We start from the raw sequence: 24,518 nt of genomic DNA, 5'->3' as shown, positions 1-24,518 counted from the left end.
CTAGTTTCGCGGCCCGGACGGGACGAGACTTGTGTGGCGGAAGGGCTGATCATGGCTGCTACGGACTACATCGTCATCGGCTCCGGCAGCGCCGGGGCGATCATCGCGCGCCGGCTCGCCGACACCGGCGCCACCGTCACCCTGTTCGAGGCGGGCCGCTCCGACCGCTCCCGGCTCATGCGCAAACCCGGCATGATCGGCCCGATGCACAGCGTGCCCCAGCTCAAGAAGCTCATCGACTGGGGGCACTACACCGTCGAACAGAAGCACGCCCTGGGCCGCAAGATCCCGCAGACCCACGGCAAGGTGGTCGGCGGGTCCAGCTCCGTCAACGGCATGGTGTTCGTGCGCGGCAACCGCCGCAACTTCGACGACTGGGCCGCCGAGGGCAACACCGGCTGGTCCTACGAGGACGTGCTGCCCAGCTTCCGCAAGTTCGAGTCCTTCGAGGACGGGGCCAACCAGTTCCGCGGCGACTCCGGCCCGATCAAGGTGATCCGCGCCCGCGACCTGACCCCCGCCTCCGAATCGTTCATGCGGGCCTTCACCGAGACCACCGACCTGCCACTCAACCCCGACTACAACGGGGCCGAACAGGAAGGCGTCTCGATCCTGCAGCAGAGCAACAGCGACGGCCTGCGCTCGAGCACCTCGGTCGGCTACCTCGACGACCGGCCGAAAACCCTGACCGTGCTGGCGAATACGCAGGTCCTGCGCATCGTGATCGACAACGGCCGGGCCGTCGGCGTGGAATACCGCACCGGCAACGGCACCGACATCCTGCACGCCGACCGCGAGATCATCGTCAGCGCAGGCGCTTTCGGCTCACCCCACCTGCTCATGCTCTCCGGCGTCGGCCCCGCCGACCACCTGCGCGCCTTCGGCATCGACGTCGCCGCGGACCTCCCCGTCGGCGACAACCTGCACGACCATCTGTTCGTCCCCATGTCCTTCGCCATGCCCACCGCCGTGCGCCGCTCCTCCCCGGCCTACTTCGCCCGCGCCTTCGTCCGGGAATCGTTGCGCAACAACACCACCTGGCTGGCCCGCAGCGTCTTCGAAGCCGTCGCCTTCCTGCGCACCCCCTACACCACCGGCATCCCCGACCTGCAACTCCACGTCCTCCCCTGGAGCTACCCCGGCCCCAATCAGGACGCCCCCACCCGCCACATCCCCGACCCCCGCCGATCCCTCACGATCATGGTCACCATGATCTACCCCCGCAGTCGCGGCACCCTCCGCCTGACCTCGGCAGACCCCACCGCCGCCCCCGCCATCGACCCCAACTACCTCGCCGACCAGAACGACCTCGACACCCTCGCCTACGGCATGGACCTCACCCGAGAAGTCATGTCCGCCAAATCCATCACCCCCGCCGTGGACACCGAAATCTCCCCCGGCCCCGCCTACCCCACCCGAGCCGACCTCGCCGCCGAGATCCCCAACCGCGCCACCACCGTCTACCACCCCGTAGGCACCTGCCGCATGGGCGCCGACGCCCGAGCCGTGGTCGACCCGACCCTCCGCGTCCGCGGCATCGAGGGCCTCCGAGTAGCCGACGCATCGATCATGCCCAGCATCGTCGGCGGCAACACCAACGCCGCCACCATGATGATCGGCGAACACGCCGCCTCGATCATCCTGGCTTGAGCCGCTATCGACCGCGCCGCCGCATCCGGTCGATCAACGACCGTCCCGACAGCTCCTTGTCGACAGCCAGCAGATAGGAGACGGGCGACTCGCGGTGTGCTGCGCGCCGCGCCTTTCTCCGGTCCGCCACATACGACCCGACAGCGAGCGCGGCCCCGCCGGCCATCGCCGCCGGAGACCCCGTGGCGGCGAGACCGGCCCCGAGCAGCGTGCCGGCAGTGGACTTACTGATATCGACCTTGATTCCGAGCAGCCCGGTACCGGATTCGACGCCCAGGGCTCGCAGCGCGTGCCGGAGTTCGTCCAGCTGGGGCTTGGTCTTGGCGTTGTAGACGCTCTGCAAGTGCTTCTCGGCGACAACCGGATCCTCGATCGCGGCAATCGTTCCCAGATCGGTGGACAGGGACGCGACGTGGGCCCGGAAGGCCGCCAGCTCACCGCCGTAGCGGTCCCGGAAGGCGATCAGGGTGTCCAGCGGGACCGTCTCGAGATGATCGGGCCGGATGGACGCCTCGACCGCGAGATGGATGTACGCGCCCTCGACGTCACCGATCGCGGGAACGGCCGCGTCCTCGTCGAGCAGAAGTTCGTACAGGCGGTCCAGAGTGCCGACGGCGCTGTGGGCGTCCACATCGTCGGTGGCCGGGGCCAGCGCGCGGTGCCGGGACACCACGTCGGCCAGGGCGGTGAGATAGATCCGGGCGAGCGCGGGATGCAACCCGACATAGACGGCGTCGTCCTCGTAGACGACAACGGCGAGATCCGCCGCCTCGAACGAACTGAGCAGCGGCGGAGTCATCTTCGGACCGCTGTGCCCGGCGTGCACCCACCTCAGACCCGGGTAGTCGGCTCGTGGCCCCGATGCCGCCCGCTCGCCGGAGGCCTCCTGGACGGCCTGCCGCCAGGAGAATCGCTTGCGCAGGTCGTCACCGCCCAACTCCACGATCTCCCCGAACACATCCGCGACAGCCACGATCTCCCGCCGCGAAGGCTCGACCCCGAACAGGAAGTCCGTCTCCGCCCGCAACTGCGTCACCAGCTCGGAGTCCACGTCCATGGTGAGCCGCGGCTGAATCCGTCCGACCGAGTCCCAGGTCAAAATGGCCAGCTTGAGCCAATTCTCGTTCCGGAAGCGCATCCACGGGTAGTACAGGGCGATAGTCGACACGTGTTCCAGCATGCCACCAAGAGATCTGCCGCTGCCGCAATGTTGTTGCGGCATAGCCTGTTCCGCGCGAGTTGCTCCCGAATCGCTTGTTACGCAGAGGGTCGGATTCTCGACCGGTTCCAGCGCACGGGAAAGCCCGCCGGCTCCGGGGGAGGGGACATGGTCGATCCGGTCAAGCCCCGACCTTCCTAACCGTCTCCCGCGACCACTACTCGATCGCCGCCCTGATCGTGGACCTCCCGCCCTCCGCCTGGGAGCGCGTCGTCGACTGGTTCGACGACCTGTAGCCGTCATTCCGGCATGACAGCCGATCCGCGCGCGGGCGGGCTGCCGAATTCGCAATCGAACCTCGACGTTGTGGTCGCGCGGTTACAGTGGCTTCGAATTGGAAGCAATCGGTTTTCACAAAGGCATCGACAAGGGGTACGCGGGTAGTGAAGAGTTCGGCTCGGTTGCGGTTGGTTGCGGCGGCCACGGTGTGCGGCACCGCGGCGGTGCTCGGCGCGGTGGCGCCGTCAGCCACGGCGGAGGCGCCCGGCGGTAAAACCCTCGTGACGATCGGCGATTCCTTCTCCGCCAATGGGGAGATCCTCGATCTGCTGAACAAGGACGGCGATCCCGGCTGCAAGCATGTGGCCACCTCGTGGCCGACGCAGCTGACCCAGCGGATGGGCTTGGCGCCGGACGACGTCGAGGACACCTCGTGTCAGGGCGGCACCATCGACACCTCGGGCTGGGCGCTGGTGCATCAGGTGAAGCGGGCCGCGTCCGAGGGCGCGTTCGGGCCGCGGACCCGGGCCGTGACCATCCAGCTCGGCATGAACGACGCCTGGGGGACCGACCATCCGGTCGTCCTGTCGATGGCGTGCCTGGCCGACCTCGCCGCCGGTTGCGGTCCGGATGCCGCGGCGCAAGGCCGCACCCCCGACCCCGCGACCGTCACCGGCCAGGGGTACGCCGACCGGGTCCGCAAAGCGGTCGAGTACATCCGCTACTACGCCCCGAACGCACGCGTCATCTTCGTCGGATACCCGGAGATCCACACCCCCGGCCAGGACTCCGCCTGCGCGAGCATCCTCGGCGTCGATGTGGTGCAGCCCCGGGCCGGCGCGGTCACCGGGTTCCTGGACCGGATCGACACGGCCCAGCGTGAGGCCGCCCGCCTGCTGAACGTGGACTTCCTCGACGCCCGGGCGGTCACCGCCGGGCACGGCGCCTGCGCCGCGGACTCCTGGGTGGCCGGAGCCTTCGACCCGCGCACCGACTTGCTCGGATTCCCCTGGCACCCCACCGCGCGCGGCGACTCGACGCTCGCGGCCGCCGTGCAGCAGCGGATCGAACTAGGCTGAGGCACAGCGTCGTAGCGGGTGCGAGCCGTTATCGCGGTCCCCGCGTCACCGGTTTCTGTCGGTGGGTCGCCGTAGAATTGCGGACATGAGCATTTCGATGAGTCGGCGTGCAAGATGGCATGAATTCAGTTGCGCTGCCGGTGGTTCGGATAGCACTGTGCTTGTCGTCAGCGATTCAACAGCAGGGGCATGGGGAGTGTCCCTCCGGGGGAAGGAATGAAGGCCATGAACCGCAAGACGATTCGCGGCGAGCGTCGCGGGCCCAGGTTCGCCAAGAGCAGTTTCAGCTACGGCGGCGGCGACTGTGTCGAGGTCGCGTACCACGAAGGACAGATCGCACTGCGCGATTCCAAGGATCGCCACAGCCCGGTGCTGTGGTTCACGAAATCGGAATGGCGGGCGTTCATGTCGGGCGTGCGGGCCGGCGAATTCGATTTCGCCGACTGACGTGAAGGTGGTGTCGCAGCGAATTCGCTGCGACACCACCACCCCCACGTGCGGCCGACCCCTCGACGGCCGCTGGAAAATGGTCAATGGGTTGCTGTGCGCTGGATTTCGCTCCGGAGTTCGGAGAGAAACGCACGAGCATCGGTGTCGTGTAAAGCCATTTCGGCCAGAGCCGCCCAGCGGCGGCGATGGGCGTCGACGAGTTCGGGGCCGCGCGTGACCATGCTTCCCGCGATCGGTTCCGAGGAGGCGAGGGCGTGGTCCTCGTTCTCGTAGATGACGAAACCGTGCGGGATCGTGGTGCTCGCCTCGATGTCCTGCGGAATCACCGCGATGGTGACCGTATCGAGGGTCTCGATCGAGATGATCCGGTCCAGTTGCGCGAGCAGCAGGCGATGGGGTCCGGGTCGAAAGCGCAGGGCCGCCTCGGTCATCAGGAATTCGAAACGCTTGGCGGGGTCGTACAGCACGCGCTGCCGATCCAAGCGCGCGGCGAGCGCGGCCGCCAGCGCGTCGAGCGCATAGGGCGGATCGAAGGTGGCGAACACCCGGCGGGCGTAGTCGGCGGTCTGGAGCAGACCCGGCACCAGCGCGGGCTGGAAGTTCCGCACCACCTGCGCATCCTGCTCGAGGGCTTGCACATCGTCCTGCAAATGCGGACGGTGCGCCAGCGCGCCGGCCCAGTCCTGCACCTCGGGTGAATGCGCCGCCTCGGTGAGCGCGCGCAGCGACTGCCGAGAATCCGCGTCCGCCCCAACCGCTTCGGCCCAGTCGAGCACCTGCGGTAGCGGAGGAACCACGGTCCCCCCCTCGATCCGGGACAAGGTCGACTGGCTGATACCGACTCGCTTGGCCAACTCTCGCCCGGAGATTCCGGCAAGGTCCCGCAACCGGCGCAACTCCGCGGCCAGCTGCTGGCGCGGATTCGACTGGTGCGCAACGGAACTCGCGGCGCTGACTGCCGCTTCCGTCGCGCCCACTGCCGGCTGATTCGATGAAACCATGATGATTCAGATCGAATCAGTTTGATTCAGCCGAGTCAAGCCGGGCCGGTCGACTCGTGAATCAGCGGGCTCGACGGGGGTGGCCATGGGGCGTCGTTCAGTTCGTGGGTGTGGCGTAGCCACGGACGGTCTCCTCCACCGAACGCCGCACGTCAGAACCATCGAATGGTTCTGTGCCGTCAAGGATTTCGTCCAGGATTGAGGCTCGATCCAGCGTCGCCGGAATGTGATGCGCATCTCGTGCGCTCACCACGACCGCCAGCAGCACCGTGGCGTAAACGCGCGACCGCGGCACGATCAACCGCCACCCGCGCCGCTCCAGTTCCCGGATCCTGGCCTCCACGGTGTCCAGTACGTCCTGAATCACCTGCAACTCGATCTGTTCGGAGTCATCGCACGGCATGGCGGCCACCCAATCCTGCCGTGCGGCTGTCGAGGAAGGTCAGCGCGAGCAGCGCCACGCCGAATCGCCATGCGCCGCACGAGCGCCTGCGGTGCGGCGTGGGCCGTCGCCGCCGACGACCGACGCTCCCGCCCTTCTGTCGCTCGGATTCGATGCGCTCGATGATGGACTGGACCGACCACGGGCTCACGGTGGACATCACGATCTCCTCCCTGCCGATGCTGTGCCACCAGCACACCACCGCCGGAGAATCGGTTGACGCAAAATCGGGTACCCGATCGAAAGTCGCCCGAAGATCCACCGCTCTACCCGATAATGCTCTATGCAGCACCCGATTTCGTGACCTGATCCACCCGGTTCGATGATGAGGGATGTCGGCATGGCCAGCGAAGATGACAGGGACGCGGCGGAAGCCGCTTCGGGCTCCACCTTGCCGCGACGGCAACTCGGTCGCTTTCTTCGGGAATGCCGGGATGCGAACGGGTTCACGATTGCCGCCGCGGCAAAGCTCACGGATCTCTCCGCGTCCGCGCTACAACGAATCGAGGCGGGCCAAACCCAGAAGGTGCGTAAGCAGGATGTGCGTGCGTTGTGCGAGGTCTACGGGGTCGGCCCGGCCGACCTGCGTGCCGCTATCGATCTCGCGACGATCGCGCGAACGCACAGCTGGTATCACGCTTACGGTGGCCTGTATTCGGAGGCATTCAACATGTACACCGGTCTCGAAGCTGCCGCGGATCGGCTGACCACCTACCACGAGCACATCCCCGGGCTGCTGCAAACCGCTGACTATGCGCGGGCCGTGATCGGTGCATATCCCGGGTTCGCCAACCGCAATGACATCGATCGTAGGGTCGAGCATCGAATGAGGCGGCAGGTCATCGTCACTCGCAAGACCCGCCCCATCGCGCTGGAGGTGTTGCTGCACGAATCAGCGTTGCATCGACTGATCGGCAGTCGCCCGGTCATGGCAGCGCAACTGCGTCATCTGGCCGAAGTCTCGAAGTTGCCCAACGTGACAGTGCGAATCCACCCGTTCTCGGCCGGACTGACCTGGGGCATGCCGCGCGGCTCCTTCACCCTCCTCGAATTCGAGCCCGACAGCGATCGAATCGAACCGCCGATCGTGTACATCGAAGGCGGCCCCACCCAGGACGTCTATCTGGAGAAGCCGGATGAGGTCCGGCTCTACAGTGAGCTCGCGGCAGCCATCCGCAACGCGGCACTGGAGGATGGGCCGAGCCGCGAACTGGTTCGCCGAGTCATCAAGGAGTTCGAGCATGAGCAGCACTGACCTATCCAGAGCTGCGTGGTTCAAGAGCAGTCACAGCGGGAGCCAGGGGGATTGCGTCGAGGTGGCCTGGCTCGGGGACGGCGGCATCGGCGTGCGTGATTCGAAGAACCCGTCCGGTGGTGCTTTGGTTCTGCTTCCAGCCCAATGGGATTCGTTCATCGGCGTGGTCGCATCGGGGGCGTTCGACCGACGCTGAACTCGGCGTGCCCGGAAGGATTCGAACCTTCGGCTTCCTGCTTCGTAGGCAGGCGCTCTTTCCGCTGAGCTACGGGCACTCGGCCCCGCGCGGATGTCTGCCGTTGACATCTACTCGTCGTTGAGGTGCGCGGGGCGTGAGAAGTGGGTTCCCTCGGTGAGATTCGAACTCACACTGGACGGCATCTGAGACCGTTGCCTCTCCCATTGGGCTACGAGGGAATGGGCGTGGATGGCGAAAGGGCCGCTCCCCGCTGCGATGGTGCGGAGGCGGCCCTGACGGCTCGTGGGTCGAGGCCGTTAGGAGTCGCTCCGGACGCCGAGGCGGACGCGCAGGCGGCGGGCGAGGTCGAAGGTGGTGCGGGGCTGGTTCAGCTCGGTCACGGGGGCCGCCTTTCCTGTCGTCGTGGTGTGTTGGAACCACGGTAGCAACGGGTCGCGCAGCGGTAAAACGAATTTCGGAGCGGGGGAGGGCGGCGGGTCAGAGTGTGATCGGGCCGAGGTCGGCGGCGGTGCGGGCCAGTGCGTGCAGGGCGGGGTTGTCGGTGGTGGAGCGCCAGGTGAGGGCGAAATGCAGGGGTGGGGCGTCCGGCATGGGGAGGAAGACGATGCCGGGGGATTGTTGTAGCGGGCGGCGATTTCGCCGAGCGGGTGGACGCAGCGGCCGGAGGCCACCTGGGTGAGGATCTCGTGGAAGGTTCGGGCCACGGGGCCACGGGACATGCGTCGGCCCGACGGAGTGTGGGCCGCGTTCATCGCCGTAGGCCGCTTCGGCCACTGGTCGTTCGCCTGACCGCCGGTCCCGCCGCCGCGACGCCCCGGACCCGGGCCCGGACCGCTGACCGGACGCCGCCCGGGTTTCTCTACGGTTGACCGATGACGGCATCCGTGTCCGGCAGGCCCGATGGTCCGATCGGCCTGAGGATGAAGCGGATACGTCGGCGCCCAGTTGAAGGTCCGGGCGTCCGGATGGTGCAGGGTCGCGAGTGCCGCGCTCTGCCGCGCAGCGAGGAGTGCACGAGACGTGACTGACGCGACCGATTCCGCGCGTCTGGACCTGGCGGATCACCTTCCTCGCCTAACCGCGCGCGGAGTGATTCTCAGCCTGCTGGTGAGCAATCACCCGGCCCGCCCGACGCCCGCCCAGGTGGTGCGGGCCGCGGGCGCATTCGGCATCAAGGAATCCGCGGCCCGGGTCGCGCTGACCCGGATGGTCTCCGGCGGCGACCTGACCCGCACCCGCGAGGGCTTCCACCTGAGCGAACCGCTGCTCGAACGCCGGCAGCGGGTGCTGCACGAGGTCGACCAGCGGACCCGAGAGTGGAACGGGGACTGGGAGATCGTCATGGTCGCGGGCCCCGGGCGAGACCCGGCGGAACGCGCGACCTTGCGGGCCCGGCTGGCCCGCCTGCGCCTGGCCGAGCTGCGCGAAGGGGTCTGGCTGCGTCCCGCCAATCTGACCCGGCCGCTCGAACTCGGGAACGCGCCGGTGGAGATCTTCACCGGCCGGCCCGGGCGTCGCGATGCCGAACTGCTCGACCTGCTGTGGGATCTGCCCGCCTGGGAGACGCAGTCGCGCCGACTGCTCGACCTGATCGAGCGCGCCGAGAGTCCGGTCGACCGTTTCACCGTCGCGACCGCGATCGTCCGCCACCTGCTCACCGATCCCTTTCTGCCGCAACAGCTTCGGCCGCGACGGTGGTCGGCGGATCGCCTGCATCAGGTCTGGATCGCCTATCAGGACGAATTCGTCTCGATCCCGGAGGTCGGCCACGCGAACTGACCGAAATATTACTGATTGACTTCGACTGTTCGGAAAACGTAATGTCCGATTCCAGCAGTCGAAGGAGGCAGCCATGCAGACACACGAGGTGTTCAACCAGTCCGTGCCGCTCTACGGCCACAATGTCGCGGCCGACGCGACCCTGCTGGAGGGATTGGTCCGCGAGGGAGCCGAATGGGCGCTCGGCGACATCGAGCGCCTGGGCACGCTCGCCGGAACCGAACAGGTTCAAGAACTGGGGCGGCTGGCGAACGAGAATCCGCCGATCCTGCGCCCGTACGACCGATTCGGCCACCGCATCGACGACCTCGAATTCCATCCGGCCTGGCACGAACTGATGACGGCGGCGGTCGCCAACGGCCTGCACGGTGCGCCCTGGAGCGACCCGCGTGCCGGAAGCCACGTGGCCCGGGCCGCGAAGTTCTACATCTGGAGCAACGTCGAGGCCGGTCACACCTGCCCGATCTCGGCGACCTACGCCGCGGTGCCCGCCCTGCGCGACGCCCCCGAGCTGGCCGCGATCTACGAACCGCTGCTGTCGAATTCGAGCTACGAGGGCGGCCTGCGCACACCGCTGGACAAGCCCGGCCTGCTGGCCACCATGTCGATGACCGAGAAGCAGGGCGGCTCCGACATCCGCGCCAACACCACCCGCGCCACCCGGCAACCCGACGGGACCTACCGGATCCTGGGCCACAAGTGGTTCACCTCGGCGACCATGGCCGACCTGTACCTGGTGCTGGCGCAGACCGACGCCGGCGTCACCTGCTTCCTGGTGCCGCGTGTCCTCGAGGACGGCACCCGCAACAACGTCCGCCTGATGCGACTGAAGGACAAGCTGGGCAATCGCTCGAACCCGTCCGCGGAAATCGAATACGAGAACGCCCTGGCCTGGCGAATCGGCGAGGAGGGCCGGGGCGTGCCGACGATCATCAAGATGGTCAACATGACTCGGCTCGACTGCCTGATCGGAGCCGCCTCGGGGATGCGCCGCGGCGTCGTCCAGGCGGCCCATCACGCGACGCACCGCAAGGCGTTCGGACGCCACCTCATCGACCAGCCACTGATGCGCAATGTCCTGGCCGACCTGGCGGTGGAGTCGGAAGCGGCGTCGCTGCTGATGATGCGGCTCGCGGGCGCGCACGATCGGTCAGTGCGCGGCGATCGGGCCGAGGCGGAGTTCCTGCGGCTGGCGCTCGCGGTCGGCAAGTACTGGGTGTGCAAGCGCTGGCCCGCCCACGCGGCCGAGGCGCTGGAGTGCTTCGGCGGCAACGGTTTCATCGAGGAATCGCAGATGCCGCGGCTGTTCCGGGAATCCCCGCTCAACGGTATCTGGGAGGGCAGCGGCAATGTCGCGGCGCTCGACGTGCTGCGGGCGATGGGCAAGAACCCGCAGACGGTCGAGGCGTTCTTCGCCGAAGTCGCGCTCGCCGGGCCGGAACCGAGCATCGACCGCGCGGTGCGTGAGATCCGGACCGGGCTGGCCGATCTCGCCGACGCGGAGATCGTGGCGCGCCTGGTGATCGAGCGCATGGCCCTGGTGCTGCAAGCGTCCCTGCTGGTCCGGTATGGCGACCACGCGGTGGCCGACGCGTTCATCGCCTCCCGGCTGGACGGTCACCGCGGCAGCGTCTACGGAACCTTGTCCGGTGCGACGGATTTCGCCGCGATTCTCGATCGCGTCATCCCGCAGGCCGGCTGACCCGGCCGGACGTCACAGCGAAGGAGTCGATGCATGCAGGGAATCGGTGACTGGGCCACGCGGCGAGCGCAACTCAGCGGCGACCAGGTCGCGTTCGTGTCCGGCGGCCACTCGTGGACCTATCGTGAGTTCGACGACCGCACCAACCGGTTGGCGAACCAGTTGCGGGACCGCTTCGGCATCCGGCGCGGCGACCGCATCGCCGCGGTCGTGCCGACCTCGGTCGAATGCCTGGAGATCCTGTTCGCCACCGCCAAGCTCGGAGCGATCTTCACCCCCATCAATGTCCGGTTGACGGCATCCGAGATCGCTTATGTGCTGGGCGATCTCGGCGCGGATCTGCTCTTCGCCCACACCTCGTTCCCCGCGGCCCGCAGTGCCGCGCGGGAACCGGGCACCCGCGTGCGGGCGATCGTCGAACTGGGCGAGGAATACGCCGCCCTGGTCACCGACGCCGACCCCACGCCGGTGACGCCGCTCGCCCGCCGCGAGGACGTGGCGGTGATCATGTACACCTCCGGGACCACCGGCCGCCCCAAAGGGGCGATGATCACCCACGAGAACCTGCGGGCCAACGCCGCCGCGGTCGTCGCGGCCTTCGGTCTGCGATCCTGTGACGTCACGGTGACGGCGCTGCCGATGTTCCACATCGGTGGCCTGGGTCTGTACACCTTGCCCTTCATCTACATCGGGGCGCGCAATGTCATCATGCCGTCCTTCGATCCGGTGGCGGTCCTCGACGCGGTGGGGTCCGAGCGGGCGACCCAGTTGCTCCTGGTGCCGACCATGTGGCAGGCGGTGATGGCGGTGCCCGATCTGGACAGCTATGACCTGTCCTCGCTGACATGCGCACTCACCTCCGGCGCGCCCGCGCCGCGCCCGGTGCTGGATTTCCTCGCGCGTAGCGGGATTCCGTTCCGTGAGGGATTCGGGATGACCGAATGCTCGCCATCCGTGGCACTGCTCGACACCGAATACGTCAGAGAGAAGGCGGGTTCCATCGGACGGCCGCTGTTCGGCATCGACACCCGGATCGTCGACGACCACGACCGCGACGTCGCGGTGGGCCAGGTCGGTGAACTGCTGGTACGCGCCGACAACGTGTTCGCCGGCTACTGGATGCGCCCGGAGGAGACGGCTCGGGCGTTGCGCGACGGCTGGTTCCACAGCGGCGATCTGGGATTCGCCGACCGGAACGGATTCATCACCCTGGTCGACCGGAAGAAGGACATGCTCATCAGCGGCGGTGAGAACGTGTACTCCAGAGAGGTGGAACTCGCGATCGCAGCGATGCCGGGTATCCGGGATGTGGCGGTGGTCGGGGCGCCCCATGAGAAGTGGGGTGAAACGCCCGTCGCGTGCATCGTGGCCGATCCTGGGGTGAGTCCGACCGAGAAGGAGGTCATCGCGTTCGCCCGGCAGCGGCTGGCCGGCTTCAAGACGCCCACCCGGGTGGTGTTTCTCGACGCCCTGCCGACGACCGCGACGGGCAAGATCCAGAAGAACGTGCTCCGCGATCGCCTGCTCGCTGAGCCGACCTGAGCGCTCGATCGGAGCGACCCCGCGCGACCCGGATGGCCGACGTCCCCGGGTCGCCTACCTCCCGACCTCGTCCGCCCGGCTATCGTTGATTGGTCACGAATGGGAGAATTGCGGACGTGAGCGTCGCCATTATGAAGTACAGAATTCAGCACGGGGTGCCGGCAGGTGTCGCGGCACCCGTCGGAGGATAGTTCGATGTCGGACCAGGAAGTGCCGGGGCGGGGATCTCTGCCGGGGCCCGGCGCGAACCGGTTCGATGCCGTGGAACGGCTGCGCGCGAAGCTGGAAGCCATGCGGGCAGGCGACGCTTCCACGCCCGAAAAGGGCGATTCTAATCTCACCCGCCTGCCGCGTCGCCCGCGGCGCACCACCGATCCGGCCCCCGGCCCGCCGTCCATGCCCTGGAATCCGGCGGGCGGCTCCGCCTACGATCCCGCGCCGACCCGGCCGGTGACGCGCGCGGAACTGCAGGGGGAGACGGGCTGGCTGCCGATCGATCCGGGCCGCGCCCAGCACCCCGCGCCCGCTCCCGAGGCGGGCCGCGGCGACGGCAGCGTGATCGACTTCAATGCGGCGCGCCGGCGCCGAGCCGGTGACGATGCCCCGGCCACCGGCATGCGGCCCATCGCCAAACCGCGCCGCATCGGATCAGGCGACGGGCCCGAAACCAAGGGCGATCGCGGCTAGAGCCGTGTGAAGACCCAGCGGGCGCGTGGCTCGTCGCTGACGTGACCGAGCCGCGCGATCGGCACCGCCGACCCGGTATCGCCGTAGAGGGTCAGACTGGGGTCGGACGCCAGGCTGACACGATGATTGCCCGCGGTCTCGCTCAAATACCACAGGCCGGTGTCGGCGACCCCGCACACGGCCTGCCCCACGGAGTAGGTGACCGGATCGAGCTTGACCGGGTGCAGGCACAACCGGGTCGAAGAATTGAGCAGCTGGTACAGCGGACCCGCGGGTTTGTAGGTGATCAACACCGTCTCCCAGCGATTCAGGTCCGCGCCGTCGTCGACGATCGCCTTCGCGCCGGTGGGGGCCGTCACCGCCAGGCGCAGCGTATAGGCCGGTTGGGCTTCCAGGAAGATCCGATACCGGCCCGGGCGTAGTGGCTCGGCGGAGGCGGGGGTGATCGTGACTGCGGCGAGAATCAGGTGAATCACGATCACGAGAACGACGCGGGCGGACATGACGCTGCTCATCCTTTCAAGGTGGTGCGCGGACCGATTCACGCTGCGCACGGGGTGAATTCGAAATGCTCGGCGGCACGGACACGAACACGGTCCGCCACGCTTCCTATTCGAGGCCGATAACCGTCCGGCGTGCCCGATTTGCCCCGTCACGGCCGGAATTTCCGGAAGGCCGGGTGTTGTAGGTTCGACTGCGTGACTCGCGGCGAAGGAGTACCGAACCCATGACGACTGCTCGCAACGAGCGGGTCCGCGCCGACCAGACCGGCGAGACCATGCAGTTCGTCGCCGACCTGCGCGATATCGCCACGCCCGATCCGGGATTGCGGCAGGTCACCGACCCCGCAGTGGCGGCCGAGCTGATCGGGCGGGAGGTGCGCGATCGGCTGTTGGCGGTGCTCGACGCCGCGACCGCCGACGCGGTGGTGCTGCTGTCGGGCGGAGTCGACTCGATCCTGGTCGCGGCGGCCGTCGTCGCGGCGGGTGCGCGCCCGCACGCGATCACCATTGTCTCCGAGGGCGGTACGGACCGGGAGAACGCGGAAGCCGCGGCGCGGGCCCTCGGCCTCACCCACGAAATCGTCGAGATCGACGAACGCGCCGTCGTCGACCTGGCCGCGCACGCGATCGACCGCCTCGGCGTGCCGGAGCTGTGGGAGGTCACCTACGCCGTCCCACTGCTCGCCGCGCTGCCCGCCTTGGACCGCCTCGGCGCGGTCGGCCCGATCCTCACCGGCAGCGGCGCCGACGCGATCGTCGCGGGCGGCAAACGACTGCAGAACCCGATCGGCTCGCCCGAGGCCGTCGAGGAACTCGACCGCACCATCCGCAAGGAATCGGCGAACAACTTCGTCCACGCACGCCTGGTGCCGGACTTCTATCCGCGGATCATGGGGGAGTACGCCGACCGGTTCGTGCACGTATTCCAAACCGTCCGCATGTGGGAGGTCGCCGAGACCTTCGCCCCGACAGCGCTTTTCGGCGAGCACGACGGAGAACCGGCCGACAAGCTGTGCCTGCGACTGGCCTGCGAGGCCCTGCTGCCCGAATCGGCGCGGGGACTCGCCTGGGCGAAGAAGTCGGCGATCCAGCGTTCGGCGGGCATCATGGGCGCACTGGCCACCGCTGCCCGGAGGCGGGCTACGGCCATGCCCGGCGCGACCGCCTACGGCGACCCGATGACCGAACCGTACGAATCGGTCGCCACCCGGCTGTTCCTGGCTCTGCTCGGCACGGATCGTGCAGGGCTCACCGCGGATCGAGAAGGAAAGGGTGTCCGATGACAATCAGCGGAACCTCGGGGGCGGGGATCCCCGACATCGTCGGCGCCGCCGGCCTCACCGACGACGACCTCGCCGACCTCTACGCCTACCCCGACACGACCGAGCCCCGCGTCCGCGCGAACTTCGTGGCCTCCGTCGACGGCGCGATCAGCACGAACGGCTCCTCCACCGGCTTGACCAGTCCCTTGGATCAGCGCGTCCTGAAACTGCTGCGCAGCCTCGCGGATGTCGTCCTGGTCGGGGCCGCCACCATCCGAATCGAGGACTACCGGGGCATCCGGATCCCCGAATCGTGGCAGCAGCGCCGCAAAATCCAGGGCCTGGAACCGATTCCGCCGCTCGCGGTGGTCAGTGGCCGCGCTGACATCGATCCGGGCTCACGGCTGCTCACCGACACGATCGTCCCGCCGATCATCCTGACCACCGCCGCCGCATCGGCCGCCGCCAAACGCGACTTGGCCGCCGCGGGCGCACAGGTCGTCGAGCTGGGTCCGGATCGCGTCGAGACCGCCGCCATCATGGACACCCTCGTCGGCCTGGGCATGCGCCGCATCCTGTGCGAGGGCGGCCCGAGCCTCGCGGGCCAGCTGGCGGCCGACGACGTGCTCGACGAACTCTGCGTCACCACCGCACCCACCGTGGTCTGCGGCGATGCCCGCCGCATCACTCACACCGAGCGTCCGGCGCAGCTGCGGATGGACTGCAAACACATCATCTTCGATACCGATGGCTTCCAGCTCGCCCGCTGGGCGCGGAAGCCATAGCGCGGGCGGCTCGACTCCGGCGTGGCTCCGGTTCGACTCCGGCGCACGATGATTCGCGTGATCGGGCACTGATTGTTTTGTCGTGCCACGAAATATCGAGTGGCCCACTATATTCGGGCTGAGGCCCCTGCGCCTCGCGGGAAGTTGATCCAATCGTCGACTCCCACAACCGCGTGGGGCCACTGGCCAGGGCGTGTGGTACGGCTCACACGTCCGTTTCGGGGCGTGTCGCTCCCGGTACTGTCCTATTTCGTCAAACATGCTGAGCGATCACCATGGGCGATTACCCCCGAGCGGGCCCCGAACCGACGCAGACCGGTCCGGGGCTCGATCGGTCTTGCATGTCGAATGTGATGTGAAATCTGGTGTGCCGCAGTGTGATTTCTCCCGCTGTCCTGATTGTGTGGTTATCGTGGACTGATGGTTACGGGGGCTAAAGAGTTTGTCGTCAGGGCGCGGAATCCGCGCGCCGAGCCCGAAGTGACCGACCGGATGCTGGTCATCGGCCTGCTGCTCGCGGCGGCCGCGGTGGTGTGGCACATATACGCACTGCCGATCGGCGATCCCTACTACGGACTGTTCAACAATGGCGTCGATCTGGACGTCTACCGGGCGGGCGGTGCGGTGATCCGCGCACGGCCGGGCCTGTACGACGGTCCGGTGGTGTTCGGCATGGAGTTCACCTACACCCCGTTCGCGGCCCTGGCCTTCGTGCCGCTCACGCTGTTCTCCCTCGTCACGGTCAAAGTGCTGTGGTGGACGGCCACCCTCGCGGCGCTCATCGCCCTCGCCGGGCGCAGCCTGATCGCCCTGGGATACCGGAACACGTTGCGCACGTGGATGTTCGCGCTGCCGCTCGCGGTGGCGTGCACGGTGCTGGAACCGGTGCGCACGACCATCTGGCTGGGCCAGATCAACCTCTTCCTGGCGCTGCTGGTCGTCTGGGACCTCACGAGACCGCGCGCGGCATCGCTGCGCGGCGCGGGCGTCGGGCTCGCGGCCGGAATCAAGCTGACGCCGATCTTCTTCATGCTGTACCTAGCCTGTACCCGCCAATGGCGGGCCCTGGGCGTCGCGTCGGGAGCGTTCGCCGCGACCGTCGCGATCGGCTTCCTCCTGCGCCCGCACGAGGCCTGGTCCTACTGGAGCCGTCAGATCGCCGCCCCCGAACGCGTCGGCGCGGTCGATTCCCCGGCCAACCAGTCCGTGAACGGTTTCCTCGCGCAGCTGCTGCGCTTCTTCGACATCGAGCGCTACACGTCGAACCCGTTCGGTATGACGGTGTTCGAGCCACCGGCCTGGCTCTGGGTGCTCGTGGTTCTGCCGGTCGCGGTCCTCGGCCTGCTCGCCGCCGTTCTGGCCCACCGCGCGAACCGCGGGCTACTGGCCGTCACCGTGACGGGTATGACCGCCGCCTGCGTCTCCCCGTTCTCCTGGGGTCACCACTGGGTGTGGTTCATGCCCTTGGCGATTCTCGCCTGGCATTACGCGCGCGCCGCCACCGTCCGCTGGGCGATGCTGGCCCCCGCGAGTGTCGTCCTCATCGGATTCTGCTGGTGGTGGACGTTTTCCGATCGTCCGCCCATGGAGGGCTCCCCGCATCCGATCGGCATCGGCCTGTTCATGCTGCCCCGCGCAGACCGATCGGTGTGGTGGGCGTACCTCACCGTGCCGACCTACGCGGGCTGCTATCCGCTGCTGATGATCGCGACCAGCGCCGTGATCATCTGGCGCAGTGCGTGGTTCAGGGAACGAACGCGCCCATAGTCGGCAACCATTCGGTGATCCGCTTGTCCTCGAGCAGACCCTCACGATTGAACGGGTCGTCCTCGAACAGCTTGGTGACCGCGGCCAGATCCTCGGCCGAGACCAGGATGAGCGCCCCGGACCCGTCCGCGTAGGGTCCGCTGGTGAGCACGGTGCCCTCGTCGACGAGCGCGTTCAGCCAGGCCCGGTGCTCGGGACGGTGGATGTCGCGGGCCGGGACGGTGGCCTCGGAGTAGACGTAGTGGATGGCGAAGACGGCCATGGGCACGCTCCTGATCGAAGTCGGTGACGGATACGGAAGTGTCAGAGCGTCAACAGCATTCGGGTATTCCCGAGCGTGTTCGGCTTGACGTAGGACAGGTCCAGGAATTCGGCGACACCGGTGTCGTAGGACCGGCACATCTCGGCGTACACCTCCGCCGTCACCGGCGTGCCCTCGATCTCCGCGAACCCGTGCCGGGCGAAGAACTCCACCTCGAAGGTGAGCACGAACAGCCGCCGCAACTCCAGCTCGCGCGCCACCGCGATGAGCTGCTCCACGATCAGCCGCCCCGCGCCGGTGCCCTTGATGTCGGGGTGCACCGCGACCGTGCGCACCTCGCCGAGGTCGGCCCACAGCACGTGCAGCGCCCCGCAGCCGAGGATCACCCCGTCGCGTTCGGCGACCCAGAACTCCTGCACCGCCTCGTAGAGAGTGACCAGGTTCTTCTCGAGCAGGATGCGGCCGGCGTAGATGTCGATGAGGTGTTTGATCTCGGGCACGTCAGAGGTTCGCGCTCGGCGGACGACCGGCGCTCCCGCCGCCTGCCCGCCGATCGAACCGCTGTCTGGTGCCCGTGTTGTCATGGGGTGCACAGTAGTCGGCCCGCGTACCGATAGGCTTGTCGGTGTGTCGCACATCCAGCTCCCCCGCATCCCGGCCTGGTCCGGAAACCGTGGCCGGTCCCGCGGCCGGTGGGGGCGCTGGTGACGGTGCAGCGTGACGAGATCGAGGGGCGCTGGGCCGACCCCCGTCCCGCGGTGAGTCCGGGCTTCGTGCCCGCCGCTCGCCCGCAGGCCGACCGCCCGGAAACCATGGCCGGGCACCGAGCGGAGACGCTGGTCGAGCCGAAGCCGGTGCCGTTGCTGAACATCGCCAACGTGCTCACGATCCTGCGCATTCTCATCGTGCCGCTGTTCCTGATGGCGTTGTTCGCCCGCGGCGGACACGACCCCCAGTGGCGCTGGGTCGCGGCGGCCGCGTTCGGCGTCGCCGCCATCACCGATCGCATCGACGGGCAACTGGCCCGCAAATACGGTCTGGTCACCGACTTCGGCAAGCTGGCCGACCCGATCGCGGACAAGGCGCTGATCGGGGCCGCGTTGATCGGGCTGTCCATGCTGCACGACCTGCCCTGGTGGATCACGCTGGTGATCGTGGCCCGCGAGCTGGGCGTCACGCTGCTGCGGCTGGCCGTGGTCCGGCGCGGGGTGATTCCCGCGGGCCGGGGCGGCAAGGTCAAGACCCTGGTCCAGTCGGTCGCGATCGGCGTGCTGCTGCTGCCGCTCTCGGGCGCCTTCGCCACCGCCGGAATGGACTTGATGTACGTGGCCGTGCTGCTGACGGTGGTCACCGGTCTCGATTACGTCGTGCAAGCGGCCCGGCTGTGGTTCGGGTCGCCGGGCGGCAGTCGTGCCGCGTGAGGTCCGGCCCGACATCGACGGCCTGCTGTCGCGCGTAGCGACCGCCGGTCCCATCCCGCCCGACCCCCTGGTCACCTCCGCGCCCGCCGCCGACCTGGTGGCCGCGCTGCTCGACGCCGGTCAGACGGTAGCCACCGCGGAATCGCTGACGGCCGGACTGCTCAGCGCCGCCATCGCGGGAATTCCGGGCGCGAGCGCGGTGTTGCGGGGTGGGCTGATCGTCTACGCCACCGACCTCAAGGCGTCGCTCGCCGGTGTGAGTGCCGACACGCTGACCTCCGATGGTCCGGTGTCCGCGAGCACCGCCGAGCAGCTCGCCGTCGGCGCACGTGAGCGGTGCGGAGCGGACTGGGGAATCGGACTCACCGGAGTCGCCGGACCCGAACCGCAGGACGGCCGACCGGTTGGCACGGTATTTGTTGGTATAGCGGGTCCGGAGTCCACCGAGGTGCTTCGGTTGAAGTTGCCGGGAGACCGGTGGACGATCAGGGTGGGCGCGGTACGCGCCGCGGTCACCGAGCTCGTCCGCTTGGTTCGGGGCGAGTGACGACACCGGGAACGCGCGGCCGACGCCGGACGTTGTCCAGTCAAACGCTGGGTCCGGCGAGACGAGTGTGAGGAGAACGAGATGACGCTGCTGCGAGAAGCCATCGGGGAAAGCCTGCGGCGCGCTCGGGTCGCCCAGAGCCGGACGCTGCGTGAGGTCTCCACCTCCGCGCGAGTGAGCCTGGGGTACCTGTCCGAGGTCGAACGGGGTCGCAAGGAGGCGTCGAGCGAGCTGCTCGCCGCCATCTGCCAGGCCCTGGACGTCCCGCTGGCGCAGGTGCTGTTCGATGTGAGCTCCACCATGGCCGACGCCGACAAGGCCGCCGCGAAGGTGCCCGTCCGGGGTGGCGACGGTGACGTGGCGATGGCCGCGGACGGAACTTTCGGCCCCCGCATCGTGATTCCGGCCCCCAAGTCGGATCGTCTGGTGCTGGTGGCCGCCAAGTGATCGCTGTACTGAGGGGCCGAAAGGGATAAATTCTCTGTAGGCTTCGTCCCGGAGAGGTCGTGCTGTTGCCGAAATCTCCGGAACGACCGTTGCACAGTGGAGATATGGGACAACAGGGGTGCGCGACGGTCGCGCACTACTGTCGCGCTACGGGGCGCGGCACGTCATATGGAGGCGGGATCAATCGATGGCTAATCCGTTCGTGAAGGCCTGGAAGTACCTGATGGCCCTCTTCGACTCGAAGATCGAAGAGCATGCGGATCCGAAGGTTCAGATCCAGCAGGCCATCGAGGAAGCCCAGCGCCAGCATCAGGCCCTGTCGCAGCAGGCCGCGTCGGTGATCGGCAACCAGCGCCAGCTGGAGATGAAGCTCAATCGTCAGCTGGACGAGGTCGAGAAGCTCAATGCCAATGCGCGCCAGGCGGTTATGCTCGCCGACCAGGCCACCGGCGCGGGCGACACCGAGAAGGCGATCCAGTACACCAATGCCGCAGAGGCTTTCGCCGCGCAGCTGGTCACGGCTGAGCAGTCGGTCGAGGACCTGAAGGTGCTGCACGACCAGTCGCTGCAGGCCGCCGCCCAGGCCAAGAAGGCCGTCGAGCAGAACGCCATGCTGCTGCAGCAGAAGGTCGCCGAGCGCACCAAGCTGCTGTCCCAGCTGGAGCAGGCCAAGATGCAGGAGCAGGTCTCGGCCTCGCTGCAGCAGATGGACTCCACCCTGTCGGCTCCCGGGACCACCCCCAGCCTGGACGCGGTGCGCGAGAAGATCGAGCGCCGCTACGCCAACGCCCTGGGTTCGGCCGAGCTGGCCCAGAACTCGGTGCAGGGCCGCATGATGGAGGTTCAGCAGGCCTCGATCCAGATGGCCGGCCACAGCCGCCTCGAGCAGATCCGCGCTTCCATGCGCGGCGACGCCCTGCCGTCGGGCGGCGCCCAGCAGCAGATCCCGCAGGGCCAGCCCGCCCAGCCGGCCGCGCAGCCCTTCAACAAGGGCCAGGCCGCCCAGCAGTAACTGCTGCGCGGAAAGTAGTACACGATGGGGAGATCGCGGGCCGACCAGAGTCCCGCGACCTCCCCTGCCCGTTTTCTCCGCCGAACCCGGACGAAAACCCCCGATCCCATCCCGGGCTTCCCCTCACCCTTCGGCCCGGTGGCAAACCCCCAGCAGTCCGCCCAGCCCGAAACCTCCTCGCCCGGAACGGCTTCCGCACCGGCTCCGGCCGCACACCCGGCGCCGGGACCCAACCCGGTCGGTCACGCCGCTGCCGCTTCTCAGGCAGGCGCGCCTTTCGATGACCGCTCTGCCGCCCGAGCCGCCTCCGCGCCTGAGGAATTCGATCCCGCGCCGTCGACGACAGCCCCGCCCCACGCGCCCCGGTCGGCGCATCACGCCGTGCCACAGGTGCCGCCGACGGCCGCGGCGACAGGGTGGCGCAGCCGCAAGCGTCTGATCGGACGCGGCGTGCAGCCCGCCCCCTCGAACTCGGAATCGCAGCAATCGGGTGCGGTACCGGCCGCAGCCACTGGACAATTCGGCGCGCCGATTGATGCGGCTGCGCCACGCACCCCATCGGCGGGACCCGGTGTCGGGCGCCCCGCGTTCGCAGCGCCACCGACCTCCGTGGACGGAGCATTCAGCCAGGCACCGGGATTCGCGGATCGGCCGGTGAACGGGCGTGGAGCGGGCTCCGGTTCGGTGACGCCGGGTCCCGAGGTTCGAGCGTCCGGTCGGCGTGCGAAGACGCGGGCGCGGCGGGAGCGGGCCACCGAGGCGGTGCGGGAGGTGTTGGCGCCTACCGGGTTCGAGCCCGAGGAGTTGGCGCAGCGGCTGCCGGACACGCTGCGAGGTGTGGGGGAGCAGGCGTTGGTGGCCGTGCGGAAGTGGGCCGATCCGCGGGAGCGGGAGTTGCGGAAGCGGCGGCGGGCGCGGCGGCGGAGTTTTCGGCTCGGGACCGCGTCGGGGTTGACGACGGCCGGAACCGTTGGGCTGGTGTTGATCTCGGCTCCGGCGTGGGCGGTGGTGGTTGTCGGTGGCGGCGCGGTCGCGCTGGTGACCGGGACCGCGGTGACGGCGCGACGGTATCTGGATATGCGGCGGGAGCCCTTGCCGCAGGCGGCGTTCGTGCCGCGGAAGTTGCCGCCGATCCGGTCGGCGGCGCGGGCTTCGATCGCGCGGCTGGTGCGGGCGGAGCGGGCATTGCACGGGTTGCACGCGCAGATCGCGCGGTCGGGGCGGCTGCCCGCCGAGGATCTGGACGACACGCTGGAGACGGCCGCTTCCGGTGCCGCCGCACTGCACGCCCTCGCGCAGGATGTGGTCGCGATGGAGCAGGCCGCCGGTGCGCTCGGATCGAATTCGCCTCTGGGCGAGCATGTTCGGGCTGTCTCCGTGCGACTCGACGGTGGCGTGGTCGAATTCGAGGGCATGGTCGAGGCCGCCGCTCGGGTGCTGGCGGTGCCCGAAAGCGCCGCGGTGGCCGATGATCTCGGCTGGGCCATGGTCGGATTGCGCGATGCCGCCGATCGGCTCGACGGCTGGGCGCAGGCGCTCACCGAGCTGGCCGACCAGCGGTTCCGTGCCAATCCCTGACCTCACCCCGAAAACCCGGCGGCTTCGGAAGCGCACTCCGTGCCTCGGGAAGCCCCGGATCACGCGGCCTGCGACAGTTCCCGCTCACGGGCGGCGAACCATGGATCGGCTGAATGTGCCGCCCGCCAGCGCCGGGCCCTCCACCGCCTCCACCAGCGTGGTGAGTGCTCATCTGCCATCTGCGGGTTTTCGGGCGGCGGTGCTCATGCCGGCCACTCGGTGCACGTCATCGCGCGGAATCGTGACGCGGCCCTGCCCAGGTAGATGGCCGATAGCCGGGCCGAAGGCGTTTCGCGCGCACGCCGGAGGTCTCGGGGTGAACCCTGATTTCCTCCCCGATATCGCTGCTGACCTGGTGATTTTCTGGGTTGCCCGACGCAGTATGGATGGTGTCGGATCGCGCGGACGGCGGTTCGGAAACTAGGAGGCAAGGAATGTTCTGGAAGATTCTCGGCGTCGTCGTCCTCGTCTGGATCGCATTCATGATTCTCGGCGCGCTGATCAAGAGCCTGTTCCCCATCCTGATGGTGAGCGCGGTCATCTTCGGCCTGTACCTGCTGTACAAGGCGGTGTCGGGGTCGAAGGACAAGTCGCCGTTGAGCAAGTTCTGACCGTACGGCCCGCGACGGACCGTCTACCCGGGGAGACCCGGGCGGGCGGTCCGTTCTCCGTATGATCGCGGGTATGGCTACTGCTGTCGTTGCCACCGCTTACGGTGGACCGGAAGTCTTGTCGCTCATCGACGTCGACGTGCCCGAACCGGGGCCGGGCGACGTCACCATCGCGGTGCGTGCCGCCGGGGTGAATCCCTTCGACTACAAGCTCTACAGCGGTGCGTTCGGCACCGATCCGAGCAAACTGCCGATCCGGCTGGGGCTCGAGGTGGCCGGGGTGGTCACCGCCGTCGGCCCCGACGCGGTGGGCCCGGCCGGGCCGATCACGGCCGGTGACGAGGTCATCGCGACGGTGGGCGGCGGATACGCCACCGCTGTCACCGTGAACGCCGCGCGCGTCGTGCCCAAGCCCGCCGATGTGGACTGGAAGCAGGCCGCGGGCGTGCTCAGTGTCGGCGGCACCGCGGTGCATCTGCTCGCCGCCACCGCCGTCGGACCCGGCGACACCGTGCTCGTGCACGGCGCGGCGGGCAGCGTCGGCGCCCTGGCCGCCCAGCTGGCGGTCGCGCGGGGCGCGCGGGTGATCGGCACCGCCTCGCCGAGTCGTCATGAGCGGCTGCGGGCCTACGGCGTCGAACCCGTCGCCTACGGTCCCGGCCTCGCCGATCGGGTGAAGGCGTTGGCCCCCAACGGAATCGACGCCGCCATCGATACGGCCGGCACCGACGAGGCCGTGGACGTCTCCCTCGAACTGGTCGCCGACCGCGGCCGGATCGCGAGCATCGTGGCCTTCGGCCGCGCCGCCACGGACGGTTTCAAGGTGCTGGGCCAGGGCCCCGGCGCCGACCCGGGCACCGAGATCCGCGGCAACGCCTGGCGTGAACTGCTGCCGCTGCTGTCGGCGGGCAAGCTGGATCTGGCCATCGCGAAGACGTTCCCGCTGGCGGAAGTGGCTGCGGCGCATACGTTCGTGATGGAGGGCCACGCCGGTGGAAAGGTCATTCTATTGCCCTGACCGGCCCCGCCTGTTTTGGCGAATCGTCCTCTGCACGCACCGCACACGGCATATGCTGTTGCCCACAACATATGCCGTGTG

General features: G+C 68.5%; 26 protein-coding genes and 2 tRNA genes. 19 read left to right on the top strand and 9 right to left on the bottom strand.

Annotation, left to right across the window (positions count from 1 at the left end; genetic code table 11):
- Positions 1-51: 51 nt before the first annotated feature.
- Positions 52-1,650, top strand: coding sequence for a GMC family oxidoreductase (locus ACFYTS_RS20670; RefSeq protein WP_387306375.1), 1,599 nt, complete (start codon positions 52-54; stop codon positions 1,648-1,650).
- A 4-nt stretch (positions 1,651-1,654) separates the two neighbouring features.
- Here the strand turns inward: ACFYTS_RS20670 and ACFYTS_RS20665 are convergent, their stop codons facing one another.
- Positions 1,655-2,818 (bottom strand): DUF6236 family protein, encoded by a 1,164-nt coding sequence (locus ACFYTS_RS20665; RefSeq protein ID WP_387306373.1) that lies wholly within the window; start codon positions 2,816-2,818, stop codon positions 1,655-1,657.
- Between the two features lie 434 nt (positions 2,819-3,252).
- Here ACFYTS_RS20665 and ACFYTS_RS20660 point away from each other — a divergent pair, with 434 nt between their 5' ends.
- Together ACFYTS_RS20660 and ACFYTS_RS20655 are read left to right on the top strand one after the other, a co-directional pair.
- Positions 3,253-4,167 (top strand): SGNH/GDSL hydrolase family protein, encoded by a 915-nt coding sequence (locus tag ACFYTS_RS20660; RefSeq protein ID WP_387306371.1) that lies wholly within the window; start codon positions 3,253-3,255, stop codon positions 4,165-4,167.
- Between the two features lie 225 nt (positions 4,168-4,392).
- Complete coding sequence (locus ACFYTS_RS20655) at positions 4,393-4,614, top strand: DUF397 domain-containing protein (RefSeq protein ID WP_357289539.1); 222 nt, start codon at positions 4,393-4,395, stop codon at positions 4,612-4,614.
- Between the two features lie 83 nt (positions 4,615-4,697).
- Here ACFYTS_RS20655 and ACFYTS_RS20650 read toward each other — a convergent pair whose 3' ends face one another.
- The 3 genes from ACFYTS_RS20650 to ACFYTS_RS20640 form a co-directional block, all read right to left on the bottom strand.
- Complete coding sequence (locus ACFYTS_RS20650; RefSeq protein ID WP_387306369.1) at positions 4,698-5,618, bottom strand: helix-turn-helix domain-containing protein; 921 nt, start codon at positions 5,616-5,618, stop codon at positions 4,698-4,700.
- Between the two features lie 97 nt (positions 5,619-5,715).
- On the bottom strand, positions 5,716-6,030 hold the full coding sequence (locus ACFYTS_RS20645; RefSeq protein WP_357282838.1) for a hypothetical protein: 315 nt from the start codon (positions 6,028-6,030) through the stop codon (positions 5,716-5,718).
- A complete protein-coding gene (locus tag ACFYTS_RS20640; RefSeq protein ID WP_387306367.1) occupies positions 6,008-6,220 on the bottom strand; it encodes a hypothetical protein in 213 nt (70 codons plus the stop codon). Before ACFYTS_RS20640 ends, ACFYTS_RS20645 begins: the two co-directional genes overlap by 23 nt.
- A gap of 180 nt (positions 6,221-6,400) precedes the next feature.
- On the opposite strand from ACFYTS_RS20640, the gene ACFYTS_RS20635 reads away from it, so the two are divergent.
- Together ACFYTS_RS20635 and ACFYTS_RS20630 are read left to right on the top strand one after the other, a co-directional pair.
- The gene (locus ACFYTS_RS20635) at positions 6,401-7,315 is read left to right on the top strand and encodes a helix-turn-helix domain-containing protein (protein WP_387306365.1); all 915 of its coding nucleotides are present in this window, start codon (positions 6,401-6,403) and stop codon (positions 7,313-7,315) included.
- A complete protein-coding gene (locus tag ACFYTS_RS20630) occupies positions 7,302-7,511 on the top strand; it encodes a DUF397 domain-containing protein (RefSeq protein ID WP_387306363.1) in 210 nt (69 codons plus the stop codon). The genes ACFYTS_RS20635 and ACFYTS_RS20630 overlap by 14 nt, the downstream gene beginning before the upstream one ends.
- Positions 7,512-7,517: 6 nt before the next feature.
- Here ACFYTS_RS20630 and ACFYTS_RS20625 read toward each other — a convergent pair.
- Both ACFYTS_RS20625 and ACFYTS_RS20620 read right to left on the bottom strand, forming a co-directional pair.
- Positions 7,518-7,590 (bottom strand) — tRNA-Arg (locus ACFYTS_RS20625).
- Positions 7,591-7,659: 69 nt separating this feature from the next.
- Positions 7,660-7,732 (bottom strand) — tRNA-Leu (locus ACFYTS_RS20620).
- Between the two features lie 802 nt (positions 7,733-8,534).
- On the opposite strand from ACFYTS_RS20620, the gene ACFYTS_RS20615 reads away from it, so the two are divergent.
- The 4 genes from ACFYTS_RS20615 to ACFYTS_RS20600 all read left to right on the top strand — a co-directional run bounded on the left by ACFYTS_RS20615 (position 8,535) and on the right by ACFYTS_RS20600 (position 13,224).
- Entirely contained in the window at positions 8,535-9,293 is a 759-nt protein-coding gene (locus ACFYTS_RS20615; protein WP_387306361.1) for a PaaX domain-containing protein, C- domain protein, read from the top strand.
- 73 nt (positions 9,294-9,366) lie between these two features.
- Entirely contained in the window at positions 9,367-10,995 is a 1,629-nt protein-coding gene (locus tag ACFYTS_RS20610; RefSeq protein WP_387306359.1) for an acyl-CoA dehydrogenase family protein, read from the top strand.
- A gap of 33 nt (positions 10,996-11,028) precedes the next feature.
- A complete protein-coding gene (locus ACFYTS_RS20605) occupies positions 11,029-12,537 on the top strand; it encodes a long-chain fatty acid--CoA ligase (RefSeq protein ID WP_387306357.1) in 1,509 nt (502 codons plus the stop codon).
- Positions 12,538-12,732: 195 nt separating this feature from the next.
- A complete protein-coding gene (locus ACFYTS_RS20600) occupies positions 12,733-13,224 on the top strand; it encodes a hypothetical protein (protein ID WP_357282850.1) in 492 nt (163 codons plus the stop codon).
- Here ACFYTS_RS20600 and ACFYTS_RS20595 read toward each other — a convergent pair.
- Complete coding sequence (locus ACFYTS_RS20595; RefSeq protein ID WP_387306355.1) at positions 13,221-13,739, bottom strand: hypothetical protein; 519 nt, start codon at positions 13,737-13,739, stop codon at positions 13,221-13,223. The two genes, ACFYTS_RS20600 and ACFYTS_RS20595, sit on opposite strands and share 4 nt — an antisense overlap.
- Before the next feature lie 212 nt (positions 13,740-13,951).
- On the opposite strand from ACFYTS_RS20595, the gene ACFYTS_RS20590 reads away from it, so the two are divergent.
- The 3 genes from ACFYTS_RS20590 to ACFYTS_RS20580 all read left to right on the top strand — a co-directional run bounded on the left by ACFYTS_RS20590 (position 13,952) and on the right by ACFYTS_RS20580 (position 17,541).
- Positions 13,952-15,010, top strand: coding sequence for an asparagine synthase-related protein (locus tag ACFYTS_RS20590; protein WP_387306353.1), 1,059 nt, complete (start codon positions 13,952-13,954; stop codon positions 15,008-15,010).
- On the top strand, positions 15,007-15,774 hold the full coding sequence (locus tag ACFYTS_RS20585; protein WP_387306351.1) for a pyrimidine reductase family protein: 768 nt from the start codon (positions 15,007-15,009) through the stop codon (positions 15,772-15,774). The genes ACFYTS_RS20590 and ACFYTS_RS20585 overlap by 4 nt, the downstream gene beginning before the upstream one ends.
- 420 nt (positions 15,775-16,194) lie before the next feature.
- Complete coding sequence (locus ACFYTS_RS20580; protein ID WP_387306349.1) at positions 16,195-17,541, top strand: glycosyltransferase 87 family protein; 1,347 nt, start codon at positions 16,195-16,197, stop codon at positions 17,539-17,541.
- Here ACFYTS_RS20580 and ACFYTS_RS20575 read toward each other — a convergent pair.
- Positions 17,519-17,803, bottom strand: coding sequence for a YciI family protein (locus tag ACFYTS_RS20575; protein ID WP_387306347.1), 285 nt, complete (start codon positions 17,801-17,803; stop codon positions 17,519-17,521). The genes ACFYTS_RS20580 and ACFYTS_RS20575 overlap by 23 nt on opposite strands.
- Before the next feature lie 41 nt (positions 17,804-17,844).
- The gene (locus tag ACFYTS_RS20570) at positions 17,845-18,387 is read right to left on the bottom strand and encodes an amino-acid N-acetyltransferase (protein ID WP_357096706.1); all 543 of its coding nucleotides are present in this window, start codon (positions 18,385-18,387) and stop codon (positions 17,845-17,847) included.
- 228 nt (positions 18,388-18,615) lie between these two features.
- On the opposite strand from ACFYTS_RS20570, the gene pgsA reads away from it, so the two are divergent.
- From pgsA to ACFYTS_RS20535, 7 genes are all read left to right on the top strand, one after another.
- Positions 18,616-19,224: a CDP-diacylglycerol--glycerol-3-phosphate 3-phosphatidyltransferase gene (pgsA, locus tag ACFYTS_RS20565; RefSeq protein ID WP_387306446.1), complete on the top strand. Its 609-nt coding sequence runs from the start codon at positions 18,616-18,618 to the stop codon at positions 19,222-19,224.
- Positions 19,225-19,276: 52 nt separating this feature from the next.
- Positions 19,277-19,771, top strand: a complete 495-nt coding sequence (locus tag ACFYTS_RS20560; RefSeq protein ID WP_387306444.1) for a CinA family protein — start codon at positions 19,277-19,279, stop codon at positions 19,769-19,771.
- An 81-nt stretch (positions 19,772-19,852) separates the two neighbouring features.
- Positions 19,853-20,218, top strand: coding sequence for a helix-turn-helix domain-containing protein (locus ACFYTS_RS20555; RefSeq protein WP_213556733.1), 366 nt, complete (start codon positions 19,853-19,855; stop codon positions 20,216-20,218).
- 187 nt (positions 20,219-20,405) lie between these two features.
- A complete protein-coding gene (gene pspA, locus ACFYTS_RS20550; RefSeq protein ID WP_357096702.1) occupies positions 20,406-21,230 on the top strand; it encodes a phage shock protein PspA in 825 nt (274 codons plus the stop codon).
- Between the two features lie 654 nt (positions 21,231-21,884).
- On the top strand, positions 21,885-22,808 hold the full coding sequence (locus ACFYTS_RS20545; protein WP_387306344.1) for a hypothetical protein: 924 nt from the start codon (positions 21,885-21,887) through the stop codon (positions 22,806-22,808).
- Positions 22,809-23,242: 434 nt separating this feature from the next.
- A complete protein-coding gene (locus ACFYTS_RS20540; RefSeq protein WP_357096697.1) occupies positions 23,243-23,419 on the top strand; it encodes a hypothetical protein in 177 nt (58 codons plus the stop codon).
- A gap of 73 nt (positions 23,420-23,492) precedes the next feature.
- Entirely contained in the window at positions 23,493-24,437 is a 945-nt protein-coding gene (locus ACFYTS_RS20535; RefSeq protein WP_357282860.1) for an NADP-dependent oxidoreductase, read from the top strand.
- Positions 24,438-24,518 lie beyond the last annotated feature (81 nt).

This window comes from Nocardia sp. NPDC004151, assembly GCF_042874235.1.
In the GTDB taxonomy this organism is placed as follows: domain Bacteria; phylum Actinomycetota; class Actinomycetes; order Mycobacteriales; family Mycobacteriaceae; genus Nocardia.
Note: the sequence above shows the minus strand (reverse complement) of the source record. Positions and strands in the feature narration are given on the sequence as shown.